19 protein-coding genes are annotated in these 23,602 nt (G+C 65.6%); 15 read left to right on the top strand and 4 right to left on the bottom strand.

The features are described 5' to 3' along the window. Positions 1-301: 301 nt before the first annotated feature. The 4 genes from H5T73_00240 to H5T73_00225 all read left to right on the top strand — a co-directional run bounded on the left by H5T73_00240 (position 302) and on the right by H5T73_00225 (position 4,017). Positions 302-940, top strand: a complete 639-nt coding sequence (locus H5T73_00240; protein MBC7246196.1) for a molybdopterin-dependent oxidoreductase — start codon at positions 302-304, stop codon at positions 938-940. Positions 941-1,286: 346 nt separating this feature from the next. After that, positions 1,287-1,595, top strand: a complete 309-nt coding sequence (locus H5T73_00235) for a hypothetical protein (protein ID MBC7246195.1) — start codon at positions 1,287-1,289, stop codon at positions 1,593-1,595. Between the two features lie 320 nt (positions 1,596-1,915). Next, the gene (locus tag H5T73_00230; GenBank protein MBC7246194.1) at positions 1,916-3,409 is read left to right on the top strand and encodes a type III PLP-dependent enzyme; all 1,494 of its coding nucleotides are present in this window, start codon (positions 1,916-1,918) and stop codon (positions 3,407-3,409) included. 11 nt (positions 3,410-3,420) lie between these two features. Next, positions 3,421-4,017, top strand: coding sequence for a GNAT family N-acetyltransferase (locus H5T73_00225; protein ID MBC7246193.1), 597 nt, complete (start codon positions 3,421-3,423; stop codon positions 4,015-4,017). Positions 4,018-4,041: 24 nt separating this feature from the next. Here the strand turns inward: H5T73_00225 and H5T73_00220 are convergent, their stop codons facing one another. Beyond that, entirely contained in the window at positions 4,042-6,204 is a 2,163-nt protein-coding gene (locus H5T73_00220; GenBank protein ID MBC7246192.1) for a hypothetical protein, read from the bottom strand. A gap of 826 nt (positions 6,205-7,030) precedes the next feature. Between H5T73_00220 and H5T73_00215 the strand changes: the two genes are divergently transcribed. From H5T73_00215 to H5T73_00190, 6 genes are all read left to right on the top strand, one after another. Beyond that, positions 7,031-8,506: an acyl-CoA dehydrogenase family protein gene (locus H5T73_00215; protein MBC7246191.1), complete on the top strand. Its 1,476-nt coding sequence runs from the start codon at positions 7,031-7,033 to the stop codon at positions 8,504-8,506. A 1-nt stretch (position 8,507) separates the two neighbouring features. Continuing rightward, on the top strand, positions 8,508-9,560 hold the full coding sequence (locus H5T73_00210; GenBank protein ID MBC7246190.1) for an acyl-CoA dehydrogenase family protein: 1,053 nt from the start codon (positions 8,508-8,510) through the stop codon (positions 9,558-9,560). Between the two features lie 203 nt (positions 9,561-9,763). Continuing rightward, positions 9,764-11,026 carry a thiolase family protein gene (locus tag H5T73_00205; protein ID MBC7246189.1) on the top strand — a complete coding sequence of 421 codons (1,263 nt, stop codon included), beginning with the start codon at positions 9,764-9,766 and terminating at the stop codon, positions 11,024-11,026. 218 nt (positions 11,027-11,244) lie between these two features. Beyond that, on the top strand, positions 11,245-12,267 hold the full coding sequence (locus H5T73_00200; GenBank protein ID MBC7246188.1) for a hypothetical protein: 1,023 nt from the start codon (positions 11,245-11,247) through the stop codon (positions 12,265-12,267). 45 nt (positions 12,268-12,312) lie between these two features. Further along, entirely contained in the window at positions 12,313-13,308 is a 996-nt protein-coding gene (locus H5T73_00195; protein ID MBC7246187.1) for a nitroreductase family protein, read from the top strand. Between the two features lie 114 nt (positions 13,309-13,422). After that, complete coding sequence (locus tag H5T73_00190; GenBank protein ID MBC7246186.1) at positions 13,423-15,093, top strand: AMP-binding protein; 1,671 nt, start codon at positions 13,423-13,425, stop codon at positions 15,091-15,093. Positions 15,094-15,249: 156 nt separating this feature from the next. On the opposite strand, the gene H5T73_00185 is transcribed toward H5T73_00190, so the two are convergent. Next, the gene (locus tag H5T73_00185; GenBank protein MBC7246185.1) at positions 15,250-15,882 is read right to left on the bottom strand and encodes a TetR/AcrR family transcriptional regulator; all 633 of its coding nucleotides are present in this window, start codon (positions 15,880-15,882) and stop codon (positions 15,250-15,252) included. A 215-nt stretch (positions 15,883-16,097) separates the two neighbouring features. Between H5T73_00185 and H5T73_00180 the strand changes: the two genes are divergently transcribed. The 5 genes from H5T73_00180 (at position 16,098) to H5T73_00160 (ending at position 20,915) form a co-directional block, all read left to right on the top strand. Next, entirely contained in the window at positions 16,098-16,499 is a 402-nt protein-coding gene (locus H5T73_00180; protein ID MBC7246184.1) for an SCP2 sterol-binding domain-containing protein, read from the top strand. Between the two features lie 106 nt (positions 16,500-16,605). Continuing rightward, positions 16,606-17,277 (top strand): hypothetical protein, encoded by a 672-nt coding sequence (locus tag H5T73_00175; GenBank protein ID MBC7246183.1) that lies wholly within the window; start codon positions 16,606-16,608, stop codon positions 17,275-17,277. Positions 17,278-17,290: 13 nt separating this feature from the next. Next, positions 17,291-17,932, top strand: coding sequence for a hypothetical protein (locus H5T73_00170; GenBank protein MBC7246182.1), 642 nt, complete (start codon positions 17,291-17,293; stop codon positions 17,930-17,932). Positions 17,933-18,023: 91 nt separating this feature from the next. After that, positions 18,024-19,634, top strand: a complete 1,611-nt coding sequence (locus tag H5T73_00165; protein MBC7246181.1) for an AMP-binding protein — start codon at positions 18,024-18,026, stop codon at positions 19,632-19,634. A 45-nt stretch (positions 19,635-19,679) separates the two neighbouring features. Further along, positions 19,680-20,915 carry an acyl-CoA/acyl-ACP dehydrogenase gene (locus tag H5T73_00160; protein ID MBC7246180.1) on the top strand — a complete coding sequence of 412 codons (1,236 nt, stop codon included), beginning with the start codon at positions 19,680-19,682 and terminating at the stop codon, positions 20,913-20,915. Positions 20,916-21,014: 99 nt separating this feature from the next. Here H5T73_00160 and H5T73_00155 read toward each other — a convergent pair whose 3' ends face one another. Beyond that, a complete protein-coding gene (locus H5T73_00155; protein ID MBC7246179.1) occupies positions 21,015-21,860 on the bottom strand; it encodes an SDR family NAD(P)-dependent oxidoreductase in 846 nt (281 codons plus the stop codon). Between the two features lie 230 nt (positions 21,861-22,090). Further along, positions 22,091-23,140, bottom strand: a complete 1,050-nt coding sequence (locus tag H5T73_00150; GenBank protein MBC7246178.1) for a flippase-like domain-containing protein — start codon at positions 23,138-23,140, stop codon at positions 22,091-22,093. Positions 23,141-23,602: the final 462 nt, after the last annotated feature.

Here is a 23,602-nt window from a genome sequence, read left to right as displayed (position 1 = left end):
CCATCGCCTTTCCGGGAAGGAGGGCGCGTAAGGCAAGGCGAGCAAAGAAGGGAGGCGCCTTTCACTCGTTTCCGGCAGCATGATTGGAAAAAGGGGAGGCGCTGCCTTTCTCTCCTTTCCTCTTTTTCAGGCGCAGGATTGGGGCGACCCGTTTCCCCGGTCGCTTGCGCCATTGAAAGGTTGCAGCGGGAGGGAGGGAGAAAGGGGGCTCTCCGACCCGGACGGAGGCAGTGCCCGGGCGGGTTGAGAGGCGTCATGGCTGCCGGGATGGACTGGCGGATAATCTAGGCATATGCATGTCTTGAAGCGTTACGGCTGGGTGGTGATCGCTGCCCTCCTGGTGGGGAGTCTCGCGTGGGCGCTTGCGCGTGGAGACGGGCCCTCGACGGAGATTTTGCTCCCGGACGGGAGCAGGGCCGAGGTGACGCCGGTCGACGAGATGCGGGTGAGGACCGCGGAGCCCGCGCCCTTCATCGACGAAGCGGACTACCGCCTGCGGGTCACCGGCCTGGTGGAAGAGGAGATCACGCTTAGCCTCGCCGAAGTCACGGCCCTGCCCGCCGAGGAGAGGTTGGTCGAACTCCCCTGCGTGGAGGGATGGACGGAGAGGGCCCTGTGGAAGGGGACGAGGCTCATGCCGTTGCTGGAGAGGGCCGGCATCGGGGAGGAGGCCGATAGCGTGGTCTTCTCCTCCCCGGGTGGTTACACGACCTCCCTCACGCTGCAGGACATAAGGGAGAGCGACCCCCTTCTGGCCTACGCCGTCAACGGGGAAACGCTCCCGCGGGAGCAGGGATTCCCCCTGCGGCTGGTGGTCCCGGGAAAGCTGGGCTACAAGTGGATAAAGTGGCTCACCGGCATCGAGGTGACCTCCGGGGAATACCGTGGTTACTGGGAGAGCCGGGGTTATTCCAACGAAGCCGATGCAACCGGGCGTTAACGCGGGGAAGCACGGGCTTTGCCGCTGGTCCTGGACCCTCCCCGGACCTTCCTGGATTGTCCACTGAGGCATGATGAGCGGTATACGCATTGCCACGCGCACCTTCCTGCATGCGCGTCCCTTTTGCGCCAACGGCGATATGGGATTCACACCGCGATGCCATGGGTAAAGCGGCGTTCGTGGTGGTAAGATCAGGCAGGCCAGGCTTCTCCTCTCGCGTAGACGACTTTGCCGCGCGCACGAAGGCCGGTCCTTGGTGGTAAAATCAGGGCAGTTCCCGGCTTCTCCAGGGGATGTCCCTGGGCGGGGCAAGGTCAGGGGAAGGCAGGGGAAAGGGGATCGCGGCATGACGGCAAGGACGGGCAAAGGGGAGAACGAGGCCCCACCGCCGCAGATTGTCCTCGAGGTGGACCCGGACCACTGCGTGGAGACGGCGGCAAGGACGGAATACGACGGCATCATGCGCGCTCTCCTGCGGGAGGGGGGAGACGACGAGGAACTCGGGGAGAGGCTCGAGCTGCTGCGCGAGTTCCTCGTGAGCGCCGATTTTGCGGCGCTGCGCGGCCTCTGCGAGGAGAGGTTCCTGCGCGGGGAGAGGGTGAGGTTCTTCCTGCGCCGCGAGGGAGACGGCCTCTCTTACGGTTTCCTGCCTTGAGCCCGGCCGCGCATGGTTGCCGCCGCCGCGCCCTCTGTCCGCGGGATACGCCCGTCCGCCCGTTGACCCGGCATGGCGGCATTCCGCTATAATGTGCGTGGAAGCCCGCAGATCACCCACGTAAGCAAGGAATCCAACAGACAGGGAGCAAGGCTCTAGCCGCGTCGCTTTTGCGCGCAAGGAACACAGGGGGCAACCCTCGGGCACCGGCGTGTTTGCCGGCGAAGCTTCATGAGAGCGACCGTCAGGGCGCGACGCACGGCAAGGGTCCCCGTACGGCAGGCAGGGGACGAGAGGGCACGGGAAGGAAGGTGGGGCAGATGGAAGAGAACGTTGCCACGGTCGAGAGGCGGGTGCGGACGGAAGGGGAGGGATGCTCGCCCGCGGAGCAACCGCTGCGTGCGGGTTGGATCCCGCGAGACGAGAAAAAGGGCGGGCGAGACGGATCTTCCGGGTGGAAGGAGCTGGCGGGCTCCTTCTTTCGCCTCTACGGAAGGTTTCCCGCTTCCCCGCGGAGCTGCGGGTTGACCCCGGGTCACGCAGTGGGAAACGACGGCGGCGATTACCACGAGGAGGGGTTTGCGCCAGGAGAAGCGCTGCTCACTGTGGGAGACGCCGCGGCACGCAGGAACCTTCTTGTGCCGGGGGTGCCGGGGCGCGACTCGCCGCTCCTGCCGCACTTGCGAGACTGCCTCATGGTCGAGAGGATCAAGAGGGATTACGCGTCCGCGAAGACCCCCTTCATCGTGTTCGACATCGACCGGCTCCTGGACAACTTCCGCCTCCTGAGCGGTTTCCCGGGCCAGGCGGAGATATTCTATCCGGTGAAGTGCAATGACCACCGCGGCATACTCGAGCTCCTGCGCGACTGGGGTTCGGGGTTCGAGGCGGCGTCCTGGGGTGAGGTGAGGAAGCTCCTGGACATCGGGGTGGAGCCGGAGAGGATCATCTTCGGCGCCCCGGTGAAGGTGGAGGAGCATATCGCGCGGGCGTACCGCGAGGGGGTCGACCTTTACGCCTACGATTCGTACGCGGAGATCGCCAAGCTGGCGGCGGCGGCGCCCGGATGCCGGGTCTACCTGCGGCTCGCGGTGCCCGACCGCGGTGCGAGCGTGTTCCCCCTCTCGAAAAAGTTCGGAGCCCCTCCCCGCGAAGCCGTCGCCCTGATGGGCGCGGCGGAGCTGGCCGGTTTGCGGCCCGTGGGGCTTTCCTTTCACGTGGGCTCGCAATGCCTCGAACCCTCCGCGTGGTGGCTCGCCGTGGCCGCCGCGGCATGGGTGTGGAACCGGGCGAAGGCGGCCGGCATATGCCTCCACCTCCTGAACGTGGGGGGAGGCATCCCCATCCGCTATGCCGGTTCGGTCCTCGCCAAGGAGGTCTTTCTCAGCAACCTCAACCTGGCGGTGAGGGGGCACTTTCACCGCAGGCCCAGGCTGATCATCGAGCCGGGCCGCTCACTCGTGGGGGACGCTGCGGTCATGGTGGCGTCGGTGATCGGCAAGGCGCGCCGCGACGGTCAGGAATGGCTCTACCTGGACGCCGGCATCTACCAGGGACTGGTGGAAGCGGTGCAGGAGAGGGAACGTTTCTCATACCTGGTTTACGCGCAGGGCAACGGCCCCCTGCGCAGGTACTGCCTGGGCGGGCCCACCTGCGACGCGGGGGACGTGGTGGCGCGGGACGTCGCCCTTCCCGAGTTGCAGTGCGGCGATCGCGTTTACATCATGAGCACCGGGGCTTACACCAATGTCTGCTCCACAGCCTTCAACGGGTTCGAGCCCCCCGCGGTGTATTTCATGTCAAGCGAGGGATGAAAGGAGCGCACATGAGGGCGACCACAGAGAAGAGGACGGAAGAGCACTCAGTTACCAGGCACGCAGTTACCAGGATTTACCGCGACGACCTCCCGCGCGAGTGGGAGGAGCTCCTCTGGAGGAAGTACGAGGAGAGTTTCGGCGCCCTTGACAGCTACCAGGACCAGATGTGCTACGACCGCGAGAGCTTCCTGGCGGCCCTCCGCGACGCGGACTACCTGAAGTTCGTGGTGGTGGAGGAAGGCCGTCCCAGCGGGCTTGCCCTGGCGGTCAACGACCTGGATAAGGCGGCCGTGGCCTACATCAACGCCGATTTCCTCCGCAGGAGGTATCCGCGCGAGGTGGCGGAGGGCAGGTTCTACTACGTCACCACCATCTTCATCGACCCGCAGTCGCAGGGGATGGGACAGGTGAAGTCGCTGCTGCGCGCCATGCTCTCCTTCATGAAGGAGGGGCGGCGGGTCGCGGGTTTCGATTTCAGCGAGGCCAAGGAATTCCTGGCCGCGGTGATCGAGAACCTGAGCCGCGACGGGGAGGTGGGGATACCCGTTCGCGCGCGCCGCCTGGACGCCCAGGTCTACTACTCCCTGGAGCTCGTGGACGGCTGATCGCGTTCTCTCGCGGGGGCCGCTTCAGCCCCGTGCCTCCGGTTCGGGCAGTTCGCCGCCGTTCGCGGGGAGGCGGAAGGAGAACCTGGTCCCCTCCCCCGGGCGGGTGTCCACCTCGATCTCCGTGTTCAGGAAGTCGGCGATGAGGCGCACGATGTAAAGACCCAGGCCGATACCCGTCTGGTGCTTGTCCACGTCCTCCAGGCGGTCGAAGGGATTGAAGATGTTGCGCACCTCGGAGGCGTCCATGCCCGTCCCGAAGTCGCGCACCGAGATACACACCCGGTCGTCCTCCGCCTCGGCCCTCATTATCACCGGGCTCTCCGGGGGGCTGAAGCGGATGGCGTTCTCCACGATGTTCTTGAGGAGCACCATGAGGTAAGAGCGGTCGGAGGCCACGCGGATATCCCCTCCCGCGATCTCGCTGGCCAGGCGTTTGCTCGCCTCCGGCTCCAGGCCGGAGCGCAGGCTCTCGAAGATCTCGCTCACCGGTATGACCTCCGTGCTCAATGAGGCTTCCTTTCTCTGGAAGCGCGAGATGGTGATGAACTGGTTAAGGAGGGCCGTGAGGCGCTGGCAGGAGTTGGTGATGTGCCGGATGCATTCCTCCCTCTGCTCCTCGCTGAACTCGTGGTAGTGGTCGCGCAGCAATATGGCGTAACCGTTGAGGATGGTGATGGGGGTGCGGAATTCATGGGAGGTCACGTTGATGATGTCCGTTTTGAGGCGGTCCAGCTCCTCCACCTTTTTCTGGAAATCGCGGGCCTCCTCCAGCTGTGCCGCGAGGTAGGTGGAGAGGAGGTAGTTCTCGATGAAGATGCCGAGGCTCTCGCTTAGCCGGCGCAGGAAAGCAAGGTCCGCGGGATCCAGCGAGGCCGGAGCCGTCTTTTTCCCCACCAGCAGCACCCCCACCTCCCCCAGGGTGCCTTTGACGGGTAGACACGCGACCAGCCCCTGGCTCCGCATCTCGTCGCGCAGCTGCCTTTCCCCATCGCCCGCCTGCGTGTCGAAGGCGATGTCATCGAGCACCAGCGGGTGCTGCCGCAGGCGGTGGAGGGGGGAGCCCGAGTAATCCATATCCCGGAAGTCCTCATAGGTTTCTCCCTGCCTGCGCGCGCCCATGATCCAGTCGCCCTTGCCCGAGAAGATCTCCCTCGGTATGACCACGGCGAGTTTCTCGAGATGGAGTTGCCGGCTGACCAGCGCCGCGGCAGCGGCCGTCCCATCCCTGATGTCGGGGTTGCGGGTAAGAACGGTGGAGACCTCGTGCAGCAATGCCACCTCGTCGTACAGGCTCGCGAAGAGAAAGCGGGAGGCGAAGCGGAAGCACAGTTTACGCAGCGCCGGTGCGAAAGCCACTGCAAGGGCCAGGGCGACGAGGAAGAAAACCCGCTCCAGGGCCGGGTCGGGATCCCATATGGAGTTCAGGACGGCATAAGCGAGGATGACGGGGGTCACGAAGAGCGCCAGGCTGAGCAGGTAGGCGAAGGAGCGGCGCATGGCGATGCGCACGTCCAGCAACTGGTAGCGCATGATGGCGTAGGCGGTGAAGGCGGCCGGGATTATCACCGAGAGGAAGGTGTAGTCCGAGGTCACGTCGCGGTTCATCACCCCCGGTATGACGATGGTGAGGAGGAAGGCGAGGACGAAGAAGATGCCGAAACCGATGAGTATGTAGAGCGCCCGCGAGCGGTCGATGCTGTGCGAATGTCGCCATTTCAGGAATATGAAGAAGAAACTCGCGCCGCCCAGCAGCAGGAAGTAGAACGTGAAAAGGGCGTACAACGGACCGTTGGTCACCAGGTAGTAGCCATCCCGGTAGGAGGCTTCCCCGATGACCATGTCCGTGAAGCAGATGAAGGCCAGGAGCGCGGCGGCGGCATAGACGACGCGGGTCAGCCAGGAAGGCGGCCTGGTCCCCCGCAGGAAGGCGAGGCCGAAGAGGAAGAAGGAGGGAACGGCGAGCGACGCCACGGCGTAGGAGGAGCGGTATTGCATGGTGACGAAGAAAGTTGAGGGCCGGGGCACCAGGCGGTCGACGAAACCCGAGAGGAGCCATAGAGAAACCAGGGCCAGGAAAAGGGAAAAATGGCGGTTGAGGCTCGCCCTTCGCTTCGCCGCCAGGACCGCCACGGCCATGCTCATCAGGAGGGCGGCCTCCAGGGCGGTCAGGACGAACTTAAACACGATACCTCACTCTCTTACTCCGTAATGCCACCTGGGTGCGGCATGCGAGGCCGTGCTGACAGGGCATTCTTTCACCCCTTCCCGTTTGGCGTTCCGCCATGCCAAGGAAGCGGATTACTGAAAAACATCGACTTCCCATGCTTACCGGGAGCACATGCCCCCTTGCCTGGTCCTCCCCGCGCAAGCGGCACCCCCCGCCTCCCGTCCTTCGCGGTGTTGTCGGGCCTTCCCGGGCGGCCGCAGCAACTGACACTTACTATTCTATCGGATTTTTCCACCGGCGGTTTAAAGTCACCGTTGACCAAGAGCTACCGTTCGACAGGGTGCGCGGGCATGCATGCGCCCAAGGGAGGCGGCTGTGGGTTTGACTTGCGGGAGTGAACGCGCGCCGAAAGACAACGGCCCGGCGGTGCGGGACAGTGCACCGGCAACTCGCCGGGGAGCGGCCGGCCTCCGGAGCCCCCGACGTCGATGAGATCGCAAGTTCGCTTCAAGCGCTGGGTTCCCGTCCCGTGCGCGAGGCAGGTGGCCTGATGACGGGAGATTCTTTTTACAAGGGGAAGAATCCACCGCCGTCTTTGCAGTGAAAGGATTTATTGTATTATACGTATGTACAGTTGCGTTCCTTTTGTATGCGTGTGGGCGGGGTCGCCGGCTGGCCGGGCCGGCCCACCCCGGGGAACGTGAAGGGCTGCGATTCCGGCGGAAGCGGCGGGGAGTAGGAAAAGCATGGGAACTGCACCGGCCTGACGCGGTGCGAGGAGGTTTTCGCATGCTTTTCGGCGGAGGGGAGAACGGTTCTTGGTGTCTACGGAGAGGGGGGATCATGAGAGGACGCGGAGTGAGCGAAGTGGGAAAGAGGGTGCTGACCGATTTCCCCGTCCTGGCCGCCCTGCGCGAGCATGACCGCAAGGGGATCGACTGGCTGATCGAGCTGGTGGAGAGGGCCGTGGAATATAACCGCGCGGTGGCGGAGCCGAGGGCCCTCGCCCTGGACGAGCGCATGGAGCGCGAGCCGGAGTACTTCGACTGGGAGATGATGCGGGAGGCCTGCAAGTACCGTTTCTTCTCCCTGATCATCCCCGAGGTGGTGGGAGGGCTGGCCAAGGAGTACCTGGTTTCCGGCATGTCCCTGGTGGTGGAGGAGCTGTGCTCCTGCTGCGGGGGTATCGGGCTGGCCATAGGGGCCCACAGCCTGGGGGTCTCCCCGGTGATCGCCTCCGGGGCCCTGGCCCACTGGGACACCGTCCTGCACGAGATAGCGGAGGAGGAGAAGAAGGGCAACCCGGTGGTCATGGCCTATGCCATCACCGAGCCTTCGGCGGGAACCGACGTGGAGGAACCGGAGTTCCTGGAGGTGGCCCGCCTCAGCCTGGAGGCCAGGAGGGTGAAAGGAGGCTACATCCTCAACGGCCGCAAGTGCTTCATATCCGGCGGCAGCGAGGCCAAGTACATAACGGTGTGCGCGGCGATCGACCGCAGCCGGCCCCTTGAAACATGGACCACCTTCCTGGTGGAGAGGGGCATGGAAGGATTTTCCACACCTCGCGTGGAGCTGAAGATGGGACAGCGCGCCTGCCACGCGGCGGAGTTGCTCTTCGAGGACGTTTTCGTCCCCGATTCCCACGTGCTCGGCTATCCCGGCGACGGCATGGCCAACGGCATTCTCATCATCATGGCCTCCTCGCGTGGTCCCGTGGGGGCCATAGCCACGGGCATCGCCCGGGGGGCCTTCGAGCACTTCCGGGCCTGGGCGCTGGAAAGGCGTAACGGCAAACGTCCCGCGGACGAGGACCGCGTGCGCATGACCCTGGCGGACATGCTGGCCATGATCCAGGAGAACCGGGGCCTGTACCTCAACCACGCCCTGCTGGGGGATGCCGTCTTCCGCAGCGCCTTCACCCATCCCGTCTTCCAGGCGGCCTTCAGCATGCCGCGCGCCCTGCGCACCGCGAAGCCCATGGCGGCCTTCTACAACTCCTATTACGGCAAGGGGGTTGTGAACACCCTATTCCGCCATTTCATAGGGGACGAGGAGGTCACGGACCTCCTGGCCAAGGCTTCCCTGGCCAAGTTCCGCTGCGCGGACAACGCCATGGAGATCATCTCGCGGGCGCTGGAGGTCATGGGGCTGGACGATACCCCGCACCGCCGCTGGGTGGAAAAGTCCCTGCGCGACGCGAAGCTGACCCAGATCTACGAGGGGACCAACCAGCTCAACCGCCTGGTGGTCTTCAACACGGAAGTGGAGGGGTCGCTGAAGGTGGAAGTGCCGCGCCCCTTCAAGAAGGGGGTGAGGTGATATGGTGAGGCTTGCCGGCATGGAAGAGAAGCAGGAGTACGGGATCCTGCGCGAGACCGCCGCCTCCTACGCGGCAAAGGAACTGGCACCCCTGGCGGAAGAGGCGGACCTCGAACCCGGCTCCCCGCGGGTGCGCGAGGCCTTTCTCCGCGCCGGGGACCTGGGCCTTTTCGCGGCGCTGCTCCCCGAGGACGCGGGGGGAGGGGGGCTTGACGAGTACGCCTTCTGCGTGGCGCTGGAGGAGATCGCCGTGGAGTGCGCCGGCCTGGCGGCCTCGCTCCTTGCCCATAACGCCGCCCTTTACCCGACGGCGCTGGGCGAGCTGCAGGGGCTCATCACCGGGATCGGCGGCGCATCCTTCCCCGCGTGCCTGGCCTTTCCCGGGGAGGTCTCCATGGCGGGAGACAGGGTGAACGGAAGCGTGCCCTTCGCCCTGAACGCCGCCGCGGAAGGGGCCATAGTCGTTCTGGTGCGGGGGGAGGGCCACGACACGGCCCTCGCCCTGGGCAGGGAGGCGGAAGGCTTGCGGGTGACGCCGGAGGCCTATCCGCTGGGGCTGCGGCCCGCGCGTCCGGGGGCCTTGCGCCTCGAGGGCGTATCCCCGGCCAATGCCGTCACGGGCGCGGGTATGGTGGAAGCCGTGGAGAGGCTGCTCCACGTGGGCCTGGCCTCCATCGGGGTGGGCATCGCGCGCAAGGCGCTGGACAAGGCCCACGCCTATGCCTGCGAGAGGTACCAGGCGGGAAAGACGATCATCCAGCACCAGGGGATACGCCTCCTCCTGGCGGGGATGGTGGCCGTGGTGGAGGAGGGCAGGACGCTGGTGCGTCGCGCCTGCGAGAGCCGGGAGATGATCCCCGCCATGACCGCTTGGCTTCGCGCCACGCAGGGGGCCTTCCAGGCCGCCACCGACGGGGTGCAGGTACACGGGGGTTACGGGTACATGCGCGATTACGGCATGGAGCGCCTGATGCGCGATGCCAAGTACTGCCAGGTGTACCCCCGCACCCCGCAGGAGGTACTGTTGCGCATGCTCGCCCTCTCCGAAGGTTGACGGGAAGGGGAAGGCGCAAATGGCTCGGCGAGAGCGGCGCGTCGCGGGTGAGAAACGGCATGCCGCCGAGGTCCGGGAGGCCCTTGCCCTTGGCCCTTGCCCTTGAGACGCGCGCCCCGTTGCGCTTAACATGATCTTGTCCGCCCCCGATGCCCGGTGCGGTGGTGACGTGGTAAGTGTCGTGGTTTTGCAAGGAGGCAGGGATGGATGAGGTTTACATCATCGGCGTGGGAATGATCCGCTTCGGGAAGTACCCCGAAAAGAGCATCAAGCAGATGACCGCCGAGGTCCTGGAGGCCCTTTTGCGGGATTGTCCGGTGCGCAGGGAGGAGATCGAGGCCGCCTGGTTCTCCAATTCCTTCTGGGGGATCGTGACGGGGCAGCACAGCATCCGGGGACAGGTGGCCCTTACCCCGCTGGGCATCCAGGGGATACCGGTGATGAACGTGGAGAACGCCTGCGCGGGGGCCACCAGCGCCCTGCACGGCGCTTACCTGGGCATAAAGGCCGGCCAGTACGACGTGGCCCTGGCCCTGGGGGTGGAGAAGATGTACAACCCGGAGAACAAGCAGGCCATGTTCGAGATGTTCATGTCCAACGCGGACGTGGAATTCATACGGGCCATCATCGAGGCCTTCCAGGCGGACGAGCGCAGGAAGGCTGAGGAGGCGTCGGCCAAGGGGGAGGCCAAGTCCGGGGGAGGCGGGGGAGGGCGCTCGCCCTTCATGGACATCTACGCCATGGCCGCCCGCATGCATATGGAAAAATATGGCACAACACAACGCCAGCTCGCGGTGATCGCCGCCAAGAACCATTACCATGCCTCGCTGAACCCCCTGGCACAGTACCAGGTGGACATGAGCGTGGAAGAGGTGCTCGCGGACAGGCCGGTGGCCTACCCGCTCACGCGGGCCATGTGCGCTCCCATGGGGGACGGGGCCTCCGCCGCCCTTCTCTGCTCCGGGCGGGCACTGCGTCGTTATCCCGGCGCCCGGCCGGTGAAGATACTGGCCTCCGTGCTCACCTCGGGGACCCTGCCGGAGGGAGGGGAGATGGACCTCATAGGGAAGAGGCTGAGCGCCAAGGCCTACGAGGTGGCCGGGGTAGGCCCCGGGGACGTCGACGTGGCCGAGGTGCACGACGCCACCGCCTTCGGGGAACTGCTGCAGACGGAGGAGCTCGGTTTCTGCGGGGAAGGGGAAGGAGGGCCCTTCGCGGAGTCCGGCGCCACCAGGCTGGGGGGAAAGCTTCCGGTGAACACGAGCGGCGGCCTCGAGTGCAGGGGACACCCCATAGGGGCATCCGGCATCGCCCAGATCCACGAGCTGGTGACCCAGCTGCGCGGCGAGGCGGGAAGGCGCCAGGTGGAGGGCGCTCGCATCGCCCTTTCCGAGAACGGGGGCGGCTTCATCGGCACCGGGGAAGCGGCCATGTGCATCCATATACTGGAAAAGGTCGCGACCTGAGGGGCTGCGGGGGGACCGCTCCCCGGCCCGCGCGCGGGCCGCGTGCTTCCGGCTTGGGCGAGGCGAGGGTCTCTCCGGGCTGGGCTGAGCGAGCACATGGGCACGGGCGGGGGATGCCCCGGGGTGGGCTTGCGGGGCATGGATTGCTTGTTACGGGCCGGATTATCGGGTGCGTGCGCGCATCGCCGATGCGGGCGGTCAAGGATGGGGGTGATGGGATGGACAAGCCGATGCGAGGCGTGTGGGGTTTTCTCAACTGGGCCTCCAGGCCCGTCCTCAAGAGGGTCATCATGAACCGCTGGGGCTACACGGAGGAGGAATTCGCACAGGCGTCGCGGCTGGGGCTGCTGGAGGCGCTGAACGTTGAGGCCATGACCTACTGGCTGGTGGCGGAGCCGGTGTGCTCCAACCACTGCTCGGGATGCCACAACGAGGGGCGGCCGCTCTATTTCAACCCCATGGGCATGCTCATCAGGCACAGGTGCCCGCCCGGCATCTGCATACACGGACTTTCCCAGCTCTCCCCGGTCATCTACGCCTACTACGACTACATGCTGCGGGGGAAGGACCCCAACGGCATGCTCTTCGACCACGTGACCTGCACGGATACCGGCCTGGAGATGGGAGGCCTGGGGAACAACCTCTTCAGGATACGGCGGGAGAAGATGCCCCTGCCGGAGATCCTGTACTTCCTGCTCACCATGGCCCCCTACCTTCTCGTTAGGAACCGCAGGGCGCGGGGGGAGTGCCGGGCGGTGAGGGAGGCGCCGCTTTCCGGGGGACCCGAGCCGGACGCGTTCATGAGGGGATTGCCCCTCGGGGAGGAGGAGCTCGCGGCCTTCCTGGCATCACCGAAGCGCGTGCGGCGCCTGCTTGCCGCGGAAAAGTACAAGGACCGCCGCATCGTGGTCAAGGTGGTCTCCGCGCACGCCTGCCCGGCCGGCCACGGGGAGGGCGACGAATTCCACCTGGATGCCCTGGGAAGGGTCCTAGCGAGCGGCAAGGGGGAGGGCGCCTGCATCATGGCCCTTGCCAAGATCTGGTGGCGGGTGATGCTGGTCCTCGACCGCATGGCCGCCGCGGTCGACGGCGAGGAGGATTTCCGCGGCGCGCTCTTCGACCTTCCCATGAACTGTTACGGCGCGGGCCTTCCCCTGGGGGCATGCGGGGAGATACTGATGACCGTCGAGGTGCGCGGGGAAGGCGACGTGGAGAAAAAGCAAGAGAGGGTCGAAAGCTGAGCGCGGGGTGCGACGGCGAGATGGAAGAAGGAGGTAGGGGTTCTCATGGGAAAATTCAGCAAGACTTACCTGCCGGCCCATCCGGAAGCCTGGTCCAACTCCACCATTGTCGTGGACGAGGAGAGGTGCACGGGATGCGGAAACTGCGTGCAGGCCTGCCCGTGCGCCTGCCTGGAGGTGGTGGGCGGAAAGGCGAGGATGATCGAGGGAGTCGTCTGCATGTCCTGCTCGGCATGCGTGTCCCACTGCGAGAAGGACGCCGTTTCCATGCGCGGCTTCTACAACGTGGAGGAGGGCCTCTTCCGGACTCTGCACCTCCATCCCGACGACGGCTATCCCCGCGTGCCGGAGGTGGAGGGCATCCAGGGGCTGACCCCTGTGGAGGAGGTCATCTACAAGCGCCGCAGCAACCGCATATTCTCCAGCAAACCGGTGCCCGACGAGTTAGTGCGACGCGTTGTGGAGGCGGGGCGCTTCGCGCCCTCCCACGGCAACTGCCAGCCCTGGAGCTTCATCATCGTCAACGACCGCGAGGAGATGGACAGGATCGCGGACATGATGGACCCCTTTTACCGCTTCCTGACCGCCTTCTACTTCGCCGGGAAGCGCAACGTCCTCCTGAGGGGGGCCCTCGCCCTTTCCTCGGCCGTCGTCCCGCCCCTGATGGACCAGAGGGCCATGACGGGGGGGAAGGCCATCCTCAAGCCCCGTGACGTCTTCCTGGGGGCTCCCTGCCTGGTGTATCTGCTGGGGGACAAGCGGGGCATCAACAACATGTACGTCGATATCGGGATCTGCGGCCAGAACATGGTACTGGCCGCGCACTCCCTGGGCCTGGTCACCTGTTACCTAAGCTTCGCGGCCGTGGGAGCCAAGATGCTCCCCTGGGTGAAGCGGTACCTGGGGATAAAGTGGCCCTACGTCCCGGTGACGGCCCTGGTCATGGGCTACCCGCGGGTGAACGCCGACACCATGGTCAAGCGCGAGCTGCCCCGCATCATCTGGCGCAAGGGGGGAAAGACCTGGCAGGAGATGCCCTGACACCACCCGGGACGCGGGGAGTTTCGGAAAGGAGGTAGGTGCGGCATGGATCTGGATAAGATCTTCGATAAGCCGGCCCTGAAAAAGCTGGAGGAAAAAAATCCCAGGCTATACATGGCGCTCAAGTTCCTGGCCCACGTCGACCTGGTCTCCCGCGCCGTGCGCGGGGTGGCGGAAACCAGGCTGCCCCGGCACAGGGGGCTGCTTTCCGGGCTCCTCGCGCAACGCGCCGAGGAGAGCCCCAACCGCACCGGGCTCATCTTCGAGAACGGAGGTCTCTACGAGGACGAGAGGCTGACCTACGCGCAGCTCTACTCCCGGTCCCTGCGTCTGGCGGAGGGGCTGCGGCGCGAGGGGTTCGAGAAGGGGGACAAACTGGCCCTGGTCATGCGCAACCACCCCGAGTTCGTCTACGCGCTGGCCGCCTGCAGCCTGCTGGGCACGGTGCTGGTGCCCATCGACCCCCGCGCCAGGGGAGAGAAGCTCGCCTACCAGCTGGCGGACTCCGACGCCAGGGCCGTGGTCACCACCGCTGACCTCCTGCCGGAGGTGGAGGCGGCGGCGAGGAGCGTCTCGGCCTCGCCGAAGATCTACCTGAACCTGAAGCCGGATGCCGACCCCTCCCTCGCCTCGCGTTACCCCACGCTCAACGAGATGCTGGAGGGGAACCCGCCGCGGGAGCCGGAGGGGGCGGCCGGTGACCCCTCCGCCCCGGTGCAGATCATCTACACCTCCGGGGTGACGGGCAACCCCAAGGGGGTCACACTGGACTCGCGCCGCAACGCCATGTACTGCCTGCTCGGGTACATAGTCTGGGGCTACCGGGAGGACGACATCCCCTACACCGGGCTTTCCCTGGCGCACGGGAACGCCCAGGCGGTCACCCTCTTCCCGTCGCTGGCCATGGGCATCCCGGCGGTGATAGGCCAGCGCTTCACCAAGAGCCGCATATGGGATGTGTGCCGCCGCTACGGATGCACCACCTTCTCCCTCCTGGGGGGCATGATGTCCGGGATCTACAACGAGCCGCCGCGCCCGGACGACGCCGACAACCCGGTACGCATGGTGGTATCGGCGGGAACCCCGCGGGCCATATGGGAGGATTTCGAGCGGCGCTTCGGCGTCCAGATCCTCGAGTGGTACGCGGCCATCGAGGGCGGTTTCGCCTACCGGCCCATCGGCAAGGGCCCAATAGGGTCCTTCGGAAAGCCCCTTCCCGGGCTGGTGGAGATGAAAGTGGTGGACGAGGAGGACAACGAAGTGCCTCCCGGCGTGACCGGCGAGCTCATCTGCCGCATGCTCACGCAGAGCAAGGTGGATTACTACAAGAAACCGGAGGCCTCGGCGGAGAAGATGCGGGGCGGCTGGCTGCGCTCCGGGGACATGGTGCACCGTGACGAGGAGGGGTGGTTCTTCTTCGACTACCGCAAGGGAGGAGCGCTGCGGCGGGCCGGCGACTTCATCAAGCCCGACCTGGTGGAGAAGGTCATCGGGGAACACCCCGACGTCTCAGAGGTGTGCGTCTACGGCATCCCGGCGGCCTCTGGCGCACCGGGCGAGAGTGACCTGGTGGCGGCGGTGGTCCCCTTCGAAGGCCGCAGTATAGACCCGGATTCCGTCTTCAAGGCGGCCCTGGCCGGCCTGGAGCGTAACTCCGTGCCCAGTTACCTGCAGGTTGTGGAAGATATTCCCAAGAGCCCCTCGGAGAAGCACCTGGACCGCCTCCTGCGCGAGGCTTTCCGTCCCGACGCGGAAAACGTCTACCGCCTGGAGGATTACGCCTGAGGGGGAAAGCGCGCCGCACCTCCGGCGAGAGCCTCCCAGCGGGAGGCGGGTTCCCAAGGCGGGAGGCCGGCCCCTGCCACCCCTGGCGGCATGCGCGGGAGACGCGGGAGGAGCTCCTACGGTCACGACCTGTCGAAGGGGAGGAGCACCGGCCCGTCACGCGGGTCGGGAAGGGCGCCGCCCGGGGAGCTTGCCGGAATCGCCGCGCTGGCGCGCGCTTTGCGGGGGCTTCAGGCTGTCGACGAGAAGGTCCATGAGCCTCTCGCAGGTGCCCACGAGATCGAAGGCGCCGTTGCAAAGGCACCAGTGGTAGATCTGCCCGCGGAAACAGTCGATGAGCATCGCCGCCAGTTCCTCGCTCGGCAGGTCGTCGCGGATCTCGCCCCTTTCCTGCCCCTCCCTGATGAGCTCGCCGGTGATGCGGTAGAGAGAGCGGCGGCCGTCGGCGAGGTAGGGTTTCCTCATGTGGGGGGCGATCTGGGAGTGGTAGAGGACCTTCATCAGGGTCACCCCCAGCTCCGCCATGAGGGTGATGGCCGCGCGGTTGAAGGCCCGGAGCTTTTCCACGGTGCCGGGGAGGGAGGAGATCTCCTCGGCCACGCGCGCGTAGTGCTCGTCCATCTGCTTGAACTCCTCCAGGATGATCTGGTCCTTGGAGCGGTAGTGGTGGTAGAAGGCGCCCTTGGTCACCCCCACCTTCTCGCAGATCTCGTCCACGGTGACCTTGTCGTAGCCCTTCCTGGCGAAGAGCGAGATGGCGGCTTCGAAGAGCTCCTTCTTCGTCGCCAAGCCTCTTTCCCTCCGCGAAAGGCGAGCCTTTTCGGGCACGATGCACCTCGTCGGTCACGCTTGCGGCTCCTTCGGCACGGCAGCCGCCTTTGTTCCCTGTGCCGCTCCGGGCTTTCCGGCGCGACCTTGACAATCACATACCATGGTATCATACTCTGGTATGTATCGGCATGTCCGGCAACCGGTTTAGCAGGAGAGGGAAAGGGGTGTGCGCGATGGCTGTCTTCAAGGATACCGCTCACATGTACGAGGTCCTGGGCGAGCTTTTCACCAAGCTGCTCGAGGACGAGACGGTGTCGAGGAAATTCAACGAGGAGAACATCAACGTGCAGTTCGTGATCAACGATCCGGACGGGGAGATCTGGCTGCTGCACGGCGACGAGAAGCCATCCCTCTCCCTGGGGGAGACGGAGGCGGAGCCGGACGTGGTCATGTGGCTTGCCGGAGATGACTGCCACAACTTCTGGCTGCAGAAGCTCAAGCTGCCCGTGGCCTTGGCCAAGCGCAAGGTGAAGGCCAAGGGTCCCATGAGCAAGATCCTCGGCATGCTCCCCTTGCTCAAGCCAGCCTACGAGGCCTATCCCAAGATCTGCGAGGAAAAGGGGCTGCCCACCTGACGGGCGCACGCGGCCGCCGCCGCTCGCGGTCACGGCCGGGCCGCTTTTTTCCGTGACGTGTTTTTCCCGCTCGTATAGGCGCATTCTTGCAAGGGAGGGATGTTCCGTGGAAAGGATAATGAGGGAATACGAGGAAAGGCGGGCGGAAAGCGCCAGGGAAGCCTGCAAGCTCCTCCTCGCTTCCGCCGTCACCTCCCCCCGCGTGGGGGGCATAGACGAGATCTGCGTGGTGGCCCTCGACGACCGGGACGCCATCGAGGACCTGGCGATCGCCGTCGAGCGCATGGCGGCGGACAACCCCCGCTGGGATTTCTTCCGCTCCGATGCCGTCCAGGTGCGCGACTCCGATGTCGTCCTCATCATGGCCGACAGGCGCGCCGGGCACGATCCAATGGATTCCAACTGCAACCTGTGCGGCAACATCCTGTGCGACAACTGGCGGGATGCGGAACGTCTCCCGGATGAGCCCTCGGTGGCCTTTCGCGGGCCCTTCTGCCTGCTGCGCTCCATGAACATGGCCTATGCGCTCAACGGGGCGGTTTCGCTGGCCCGGCAGTTGGGCATCGATCATGCCGTGAAGATGTCGGTGGGGGCGGCCGCGGTGCGCACGGGGCTGGTCCCGCACGGGTGCGGCATCGCCCTGGGCTTCCTCGCCTCGGTGACGGAGAAGAGCCCCTACCGCGACCTGCCGCGCCGCTGGGACGAGTTCAACGACGCGACCCTTTCCAACAGGCTTATCCACCGGCTCTTTCCCACCTTCCGTTCCATCTACTGTTGAGGGGGTGCGTGCCATGGCGGTCAAAAAAGCTGAGGAGCTCTTGGGCGGTGGTCTCGACCGGGCGGTGGAGCTCATGGCGGTTGCGGCTTCCACGGCCCTGAAATTCGGGCATCCCAGGATCAGGATGGCGGCCATAGGACCGGAGGAATTCGAGGACTTGTCGGGATATTGCGAAGGCGTGGCGGAGGTCTCGCCCCTCTTCAACCGGGACGGCAGGAGCTTTCTGGACTTGGCCAAGGAGGATGCCCGTGCGCTGCTGATAGGGGCGAGGAGAAAATCCGTCTACAACTTCGACTGCGGGGCCTGCGGTTTTCGCACCTGCGAGGAGCTGAACAAGGCGGATGAAGTAGAGTCTATCATAAACGGCCCGTGCTGCCACTTCGTTGTCTACGACGTGCACATGGCGGCAAACGCCGCGGCGGCCATGGCCTGGCGCCTGGGGCTGCACTGCCGCGTCTTCCAGACCATAGGCGCCGCCGCGCCCGCCTGCGAGTTCATAGAGGACGTGGACTTCTGCATCGGGGTGGCGGTCAGTTACCAGCCGCGGGACCCCTTCTTCGACCGTCACAAGTACTGGACGGAGGAGGAATGGGCGGAGATATTCGCCAGGGAGTTCCCCTCCTTCACCCGTCGTTTCATGGGTGCGGTTGAGTGAGGGTAAACGGCGTTCGAGACAGGCTGGACATGCCGCCGCGGGCGAGATGCCTGCTGGCGCAGGAGGCAGGGCTTAGAGGAGGGACGCAGCGATGGAGGAGAAAAACCCCGCGCTCATCTTTCACCAGATGGAGATGCGCATGGAGGAGAAGCCCGAGTTCGTGGGGCTGGTCTTCGAGAACGGCGGGCTTTACCGTGACGAGCCCCTGACCTACCGCCAGCTGGTGGCCAACACCTTCAAGGTGGCCAGGGGCCTGCGGGAGAGCGGCATAGGCAAGGGGGATGCCGTGGCCCTGGTCATGCGCAACCACCCTGAGATGGTCTACGCCATGGCGGCCGCCAACCTGCTCGGCTACGTGGCGGTGCCCATAGACCCTCGATCCCGGGGCGAGAAGCTCGCCTACATGCTGGGTGACTGCAGGGCCAGGGCCGTGATCACCACCGCCGACCTGTTGCCGGAGGTGGAGGCGCAGGCGAGAACCCTGCCGGGGATTGAGCGCATCTGGCTCAACCTTAAACCGGATGCCGACCTTTCTTTGGCCACGAAGTATCCCACCGTGAACGAGCTGGTGGACGGCCCGGACATCTACGAGCTTGAAGGCAGGGTGGATGACCCGAACCTCCCCATGGAAATAATCTACACTTCGGGGGTCACCGGCAACCCCAAGGGAGTGGTCATCAAGGCGTCGCGCACGTTGATGTACACCGCCCTCGCCAGGATGGTGTGGGGATACACGGAGGACTCCATCCTCTACACCGGCCTTTCCCTCACCCACGGCAATGCCCAGGCGGTGACCATGATGTCCGCCCTGGCCCTGGGCATCCGGGCGGTGATCAGCCAGCGCTTCACCAAGAGCCGCATCTGGGACATATGCCGGCGCTACGGTTGCACCACCTTTTCCCTCCTGGGGGGCATGATGTCCGGTATCTACAACGAGCCGCCGCGGCCGGACGACGCGGACAACCCCGTGGAGGTGGTCATCTCCGCGGGCACCCCCGTGGCCATCTGGGAGGACTTCGAGAAGCGCTTCAACGTGAAGATACTGGAATGGTACGGGGCGGTGGAGGGAGGCTTCGCCTACAAGCCAATCGACCAGGGCCCCGTAGGCTCCTTCGGCAAGCCCATCGAAGGGCTCATGGAGTACAGGATCGTGGACGAGAACGACAACGAGGTGCCGCCCTTCGTCACCGGTGAGCTGCTCATGCGGGCGGTCACTCAGAAGCCCGAGGTGGAGTACCACGGGAGACCCGAGGACTCTGCGGCGAAGACGCGGGGGGGCTGGCTGCGCACCGGCGACATGGTCCACCGCGACGAGGAAGGCTGGCTCTTCTTCGATTACCGCAAGGAGGGAGGGGGGCTGCGGCGCCAGGGCGAGTTCATCATCCCCTCCTACGTGGAGAAGGTCATCGGGGAGCACCCCGACGTGTCCGAGGTGTGCGTATACGGCATACCGGCCTCCTCCGGGGCTCCCGGGGAGAGCGACCTGGTCGCCGCGGTGGCTCCCTTCGAGGGCCGCTCCATCGATCCCGCTTCCGTGTTCAGGAAGGCCGCCGAGGGCCTGGAGAAGAACGCCGTCCCGAGTTACCTGCAGGTGGTGGAAGAGATTCCCAAGAGCGCCTCGGAGAAGTACCTGGACCGGGTGCTGCGCGAGGAGTTTTCGCCGCAGGCGGAAAACGTCTACCGGGCCGAGGATTACCTGTGAAGAGGCAGGGAAGGGTAAGAGCGCCGTGAAAGGGAGGGGGTAAGCATGCCGTACACCGACCTGAACCTGAACATCACCAAGGTGCAGAAGATGAACCGCGACATGGTGCACACCTTCGCGAGCGAGGTGCTGCGCCCGGCCAGCCTGGAGCTGGACAAGCTGGATCCCGAGGACGTCATCGCCAAGGAATCCGTTTTCTGGGATGTGTTCCGCAAGGGCTACAAGATCGGCCTGCACAAGATACTCATACCCGAGATCTACGGCGGAGGCGGCTTCTCGCCCCTCGAGGTACACATGCTCTTCGAGGAGATATCCTGGGGCTCCATCGACTTCATGATCGCCTTCGGGGTGGCCTGCTTTCCGGCCTTCCTGGCCAGCCTGGTGCCCACGGAGTTCCTCATCGAGAACATCATCGTCCCCTACTGCGAGGACGAGGAGGCCAAGATGATCGGCTGCTGGGCCATCACGGAGCCCGACCACGGCTCGGATACCCTGGCCCCCTTCACGGAGCAGTTCTGCAACCCGGACATCGCCCGCACCGCCTGCCGCGCCGTCCTGGACGGGGACGAGTGGGTGATCAACGGCACCAAGGCCGCATGGGTGTCCTGCGGGACCATCGCCACCCACGCCACCGTTTACCTGACCATCGACCCCGAGATGGGCATGGCCGGGGGAGGAATATGCATCGTCCCCCTCGACCTGCCGGGCGTCTCGCGCGGGAAACCCTGGAACAAGCTGGGACAGCGGGCCCTCAACCAGGGGGAGATATACTTCGACAACGTGAGGGTGCCCAGGGAGTACATGCTCATCGAACAGGACTCCTACGAAGCCATGCTGGATGTCACCCTGTCCACGGCCAACGCCAGCATGGGCGCCTTCTTCACCGGCGTCGCGCGGGCCTGCTACGAGGAAGCGCTCGCCTACTGCAAGCAGAGGGTGCAGGGAGGGAAGAGGCTCATAGAGCACCAGCTGGTCCGCTACAAGCTCTTCCACATGTTCAAGCTGGTGGAGGCGTGCCGCGCCTTCTCGCGCGCGGTCATGGAGTTCAACTTCAACACCAACCCGCCTCTCACCCAGTACTCCATCGCCTCCAAGGTCTTCTGTACCCAGGCGGCCTTCGAGGTGGCCAACGAGGCGGTGCAGCTCATGGGGGGCTTCGGGCTTTCCAAGGAGTCGACCATAGAGAAGCTCTTCCGGGACGCCCGGGCGGGCCTCATCGAGGACGGTTCCAACGACTTCCTGGCACTGGTAGCCGGGGAGGCCATAGTGGGCGAGGAATAGGGCCCGGGAGCCAGGGAGCGGGAACCCGCCGGGCTGACAGCCGGGGACTCGCGGCCTGAGCCCCTCGTGCGGCGGGTGGTTGGTCGAGGCTCACGGGGCTCACAGGAAGCCCCTGCGGGCCATCCACAGCATGAAGCCCCTGCCCCATTTTTGCCCGTTTATCCAGGCCAGCGTGCGGTAGAAGAGCTCCGGGTTGAAGCGCTTCAAGTGCCAGAAGATCTGGCCGGAGAGCTGGGGCACGCAGTAGAGCCGGTTCTTCTCCACCGCCCTCAAGCCGGCCGCGGCCACCCTGTCGGCTCCCATGCGCGCATGCGCGAAGGCGGTGTGGGCCAGGTTGCTCTCGAAATCGTCGGTGTACCTCAGAGACTCCAGGAGGCTGGTGCGCACGAACATGGGGCAGAGGGCGGTGACGCCTATCCCCGAGGGGGCGAGCTCGGTCCTGAGGGTTTCCGAGACTGAGATCACGGCAGCCTTGGTGGAGTTGTAGGGGGCTATCTCCAGAAAGCTTAGGAAGCCGAAGGATGAGGCGACGTTCAGGATATGGCCGAAACCCTGCTTTTTCATCCTGGGGATGAAGAAATGACACCCGTGGATGACCCCCCAGAAGTTAACGTCGTACTGCCAGTGCCAGTCCTCGAGGGGGATGTCACCCACGTAACCCGCGGACACCACGCCGGCGTTGTTGACGAGGAGGTCCACCCCTCCCCAGGCTTCGAAGAAGTGATCGGCCATGGCCTCCACGGCGGATGGGTCGGTGACGTCCACCCGCAGAGCCTCGCCCTTCCCGCCCCTTTCCAACACGAGGCGCAGGGTCTCCTCCGCCCTCGCGAGTTCTATATCCGTTACCCCTATGCTGCAGCCCTTCGCGGCCAGCGCGAGGGCGAACTCCCTTCCCAGGCCGGCCCCCGCGCCGGTGATGACCACCCTTTTCCCATCGAGCTTCATCTTTGAGGCACCCCTTCCTTTCCCCCGCGGATGCCGTTGTGACGGCCGCGGGCAAGAACAGCATTGCGGCAGCCGTATGTAAACGCTGGGTAATCATATCCTCTCGCGTGCTCGCCCGTCAACCGGTCGCTCTGCTCGGTGACCGTGGAGATCGGTGTTTTACCGCTTCCGGGCCACCCCCACGGCGTGCCCCGCCCCTCGTGTGAAGGGCGCGGAACGGGGAATGGCCCTCAACCCGCCTTGGAGGTCTCCTCGCCGGCGCGCGGCGCCGCGAGCTGCGCGTCCGCGGCGGCGCGGCTCGGAGAGCGGTTGAAATCCCGCATGACGAGCAGGAAGGCCCCGCCGCCCACCAGCAGACCGAGATAGAAGTCTATGAAGCGCCAGATGAGGGTGAGCAGCGCGGCGAGGCCCAGGTCGGGCAGAACGCTCTTGTACACGTAGAGGAACCCTATCTCGCCTATCCCGCTCCCGCCGGGGGTGGGCACGAAGGGCATGAGGATGTGCACCACCAGCTGCGCCACCAGCGCCTTCCAGAAATAGGAAGCATAGCCCAGGCCGACCACCGCCGCCGGGACGGCCAGGAATCCCGTCAGCCAGTAAAGCGCCGTCAGGAGCACCACGGCCGACAGCCTTGCTTTTCCCAGGCGGACCAGGCGGCGCAGGGACAGCGTGAAGGACTGGATCTCGCAAGCGAGCCTTTCCAGGAAGCGGCGGTACCGCTCCCGCCTGCGCAGGAACGCGGGCGAGTGCGCGAGGAGCGTCTTGTCCAAGGCGCTCTGTGGCCGCAGCAGGGCCCACAGCACAAGGGCCAGGTAAAGCAGCCCCACGGCCAGGGCCGAGAAGAGTACCCCCTGCACGGACACGGAGAGGGCGATGTGGCTGCGTGCTATCCATATGGCGAAGGGGAAGAAGAGCATGAGCAGCACGGTGGATACGCAGGCGCCGAAGGAGACCACGGCCACCCCCTCCCCTGCCCCCAGCCCGTAGACGTAAAGGAAGAACATCTCCCCCGTTACCCCGCCCGCCCTCCAGGGCGTGATGAGGCCGGTGAAATAGCCCGCGTACACCGTCTTTGCGACGTTCCGTACGGGCACGCTCTTTCCCGCCCAGCTTATGAGCAGGCGCATGCGCAGCACCGCCCACAGCCAGCGCCCGAGGGAGAGGGCGACGGCGAGGAGCAGGAAGCCGGGGGAGAGGTTGGAGAGGGCGCTGAACGTCGCCCTGTCCAGGGTGACCAGGGAGATGACGATGAGGGTGGCGGCGGAGAGGGAGACGGCCATGATAAGGCCCCGCCGCCTCCGAGAGCGGCCGGTGCTTCCGCCCGTGTCGCAGGGTTGTTCCTCGCCCATAAGGGCATTTTACCCGAAGCGCGATGAAATGGGGCCGGGTGCGCGTGATCGCTCCATGACGCCCGTCCTTCTTCCGGCGGCCGGGCCGCCGGGTAACGGTCTCGCTCGCAGGCTCGCTGCGACCGACCCGGTCGTTCCCGGCCTTGGTGGGAGCGTATAAGGAGGCCGGGCCGGGGTTTCGTGCTCGCTCCGCGACGCGCGGCCTCACGATGGTCTCCCCTCTTCATGCAGGGGCTCCATCCATGCAAGGGTTCATCATCTACCTTCCTCGTCCTGAGGCCGCTTGCGATGTCGCTCACCCGACCCCCGGACCCGGCCTGTGTGGGTGGTTCAGTAGAGGCTCGCTGCGACCGACCCGGTCGTTCCCGGCCTTGGTGGGAGCGTATAAGGAGG

Source organism: Actinomycetota bacterium (genome assembly GCA_014360655.1).
In the GTDB taxonomy this organism is placed as follows: Bacteria; Actinomycetota; Geothermincolia; order Geothermincolales; family RBG-13-55-18; genus JACIXC01.
This window is presented reverse-complemented; position numbering and strand designations above follow the sequence as displayed.

Coding starts and splice junctions, on each gene's coding strand:
- H5T73_00155 (MBC7246179.1), bottom strand. CDS start 21,860: ATGAAGCTCGATGGGAAAAGGGTGGTCATCACCGGCGCGGGGGCCGGC.
- H5T73_00170 (MBC7246182.1), top strand. CDS start 17,291: ATGGCGGTCAAAAAAGCTGAGGAGCTCTTGGGCGGTGGTCTCGACCGG.
- H5T73_00160 (MBC7246180.1), top strand. CDS start 19,680: ATGCCGTACACCGACCTGAACCTGAACATCACCAAGGTGCAGAAGATG.
- H5T73_00180 (MBC7246184.1), top strand. CDS start 16,098: ATGGCTGTCTTCAAGGATACCGCTCACATGTACGAGGTCCTGGGCGAG.
- H5T73_00215 (MBC7246191.1), top strand. CDS start 7,031: ATGAGAGGACGCGGAGTGAGCGAAGTGGGAAAGAGGGTGCTGACCGAT.
- H5T73_00230 (MBC7246194.1), top strand. CDS start 1,916: ATGGAAGAGAACGTTGCCACGGTCGAGAGGCGGGTGCGGACGGAAGGG.
- H5T73_00205 (MBC7246189.1), top strand. CDS start 9,764: ATGGATGAGGTTTACATCATCGGCGTGGGAATGATCCGCTTCGGGAAG.
- H5T73_00235 (MBC7246195.1), top strand. CDS start 1,287: ATGACGGCAAGGACGGGCAAAGGGGAGAACGAGGCCCCACCGCCGCAG.
- H5T73_00190 (MBC7246186.1), top strand. CDS start 13,423: ATGGCGCTCAAGTTCCTGGCCCACGTCGACCTGGTCTCCCGCGCCGTG.
- H5T73_00195 (MBC7246187.1), top strand. CDS start 12,313: ATGGGAAAATTCAGCAAGACTTACCTGCCGGCCCATCCGGAAGCCTGG.
- H5T73_00225 (MBC7246193.1), top strand. CDS start 3,421: ATGAGGGCGACCACAGAGAAGAGGACGGAAGAGCACTCAGTTACCAGG.
- H5T73_00210 (MBC7246190.1), top strand. CDS start 8,508: ATGGTGAGGCTTGCCGGCATGGAAGAGAAGCAGGAGTACGGGATCCTG.
- H5T73_00165 (MBC7246181.1), top strand. CDS start 18,024: ATGGAGGAGAAAAACCCCGCGCTCATCTTTCACCAGATGGAGATGCGC.
- H5T73_00200 (MBC7246188.1), top strand. CDS start 11,245: ATGGACAAGCCGATGCGAGGCGTGTGGGGTTTTCTCAACTGGGCCTCC.
- H5T73_00150 (MBC7246178.1), bottom strand. CDS start 23,140: ATGGCCGTCTCCCTCTCCGCCGCCACCCTCATCGTCATCTCCCTGGTC.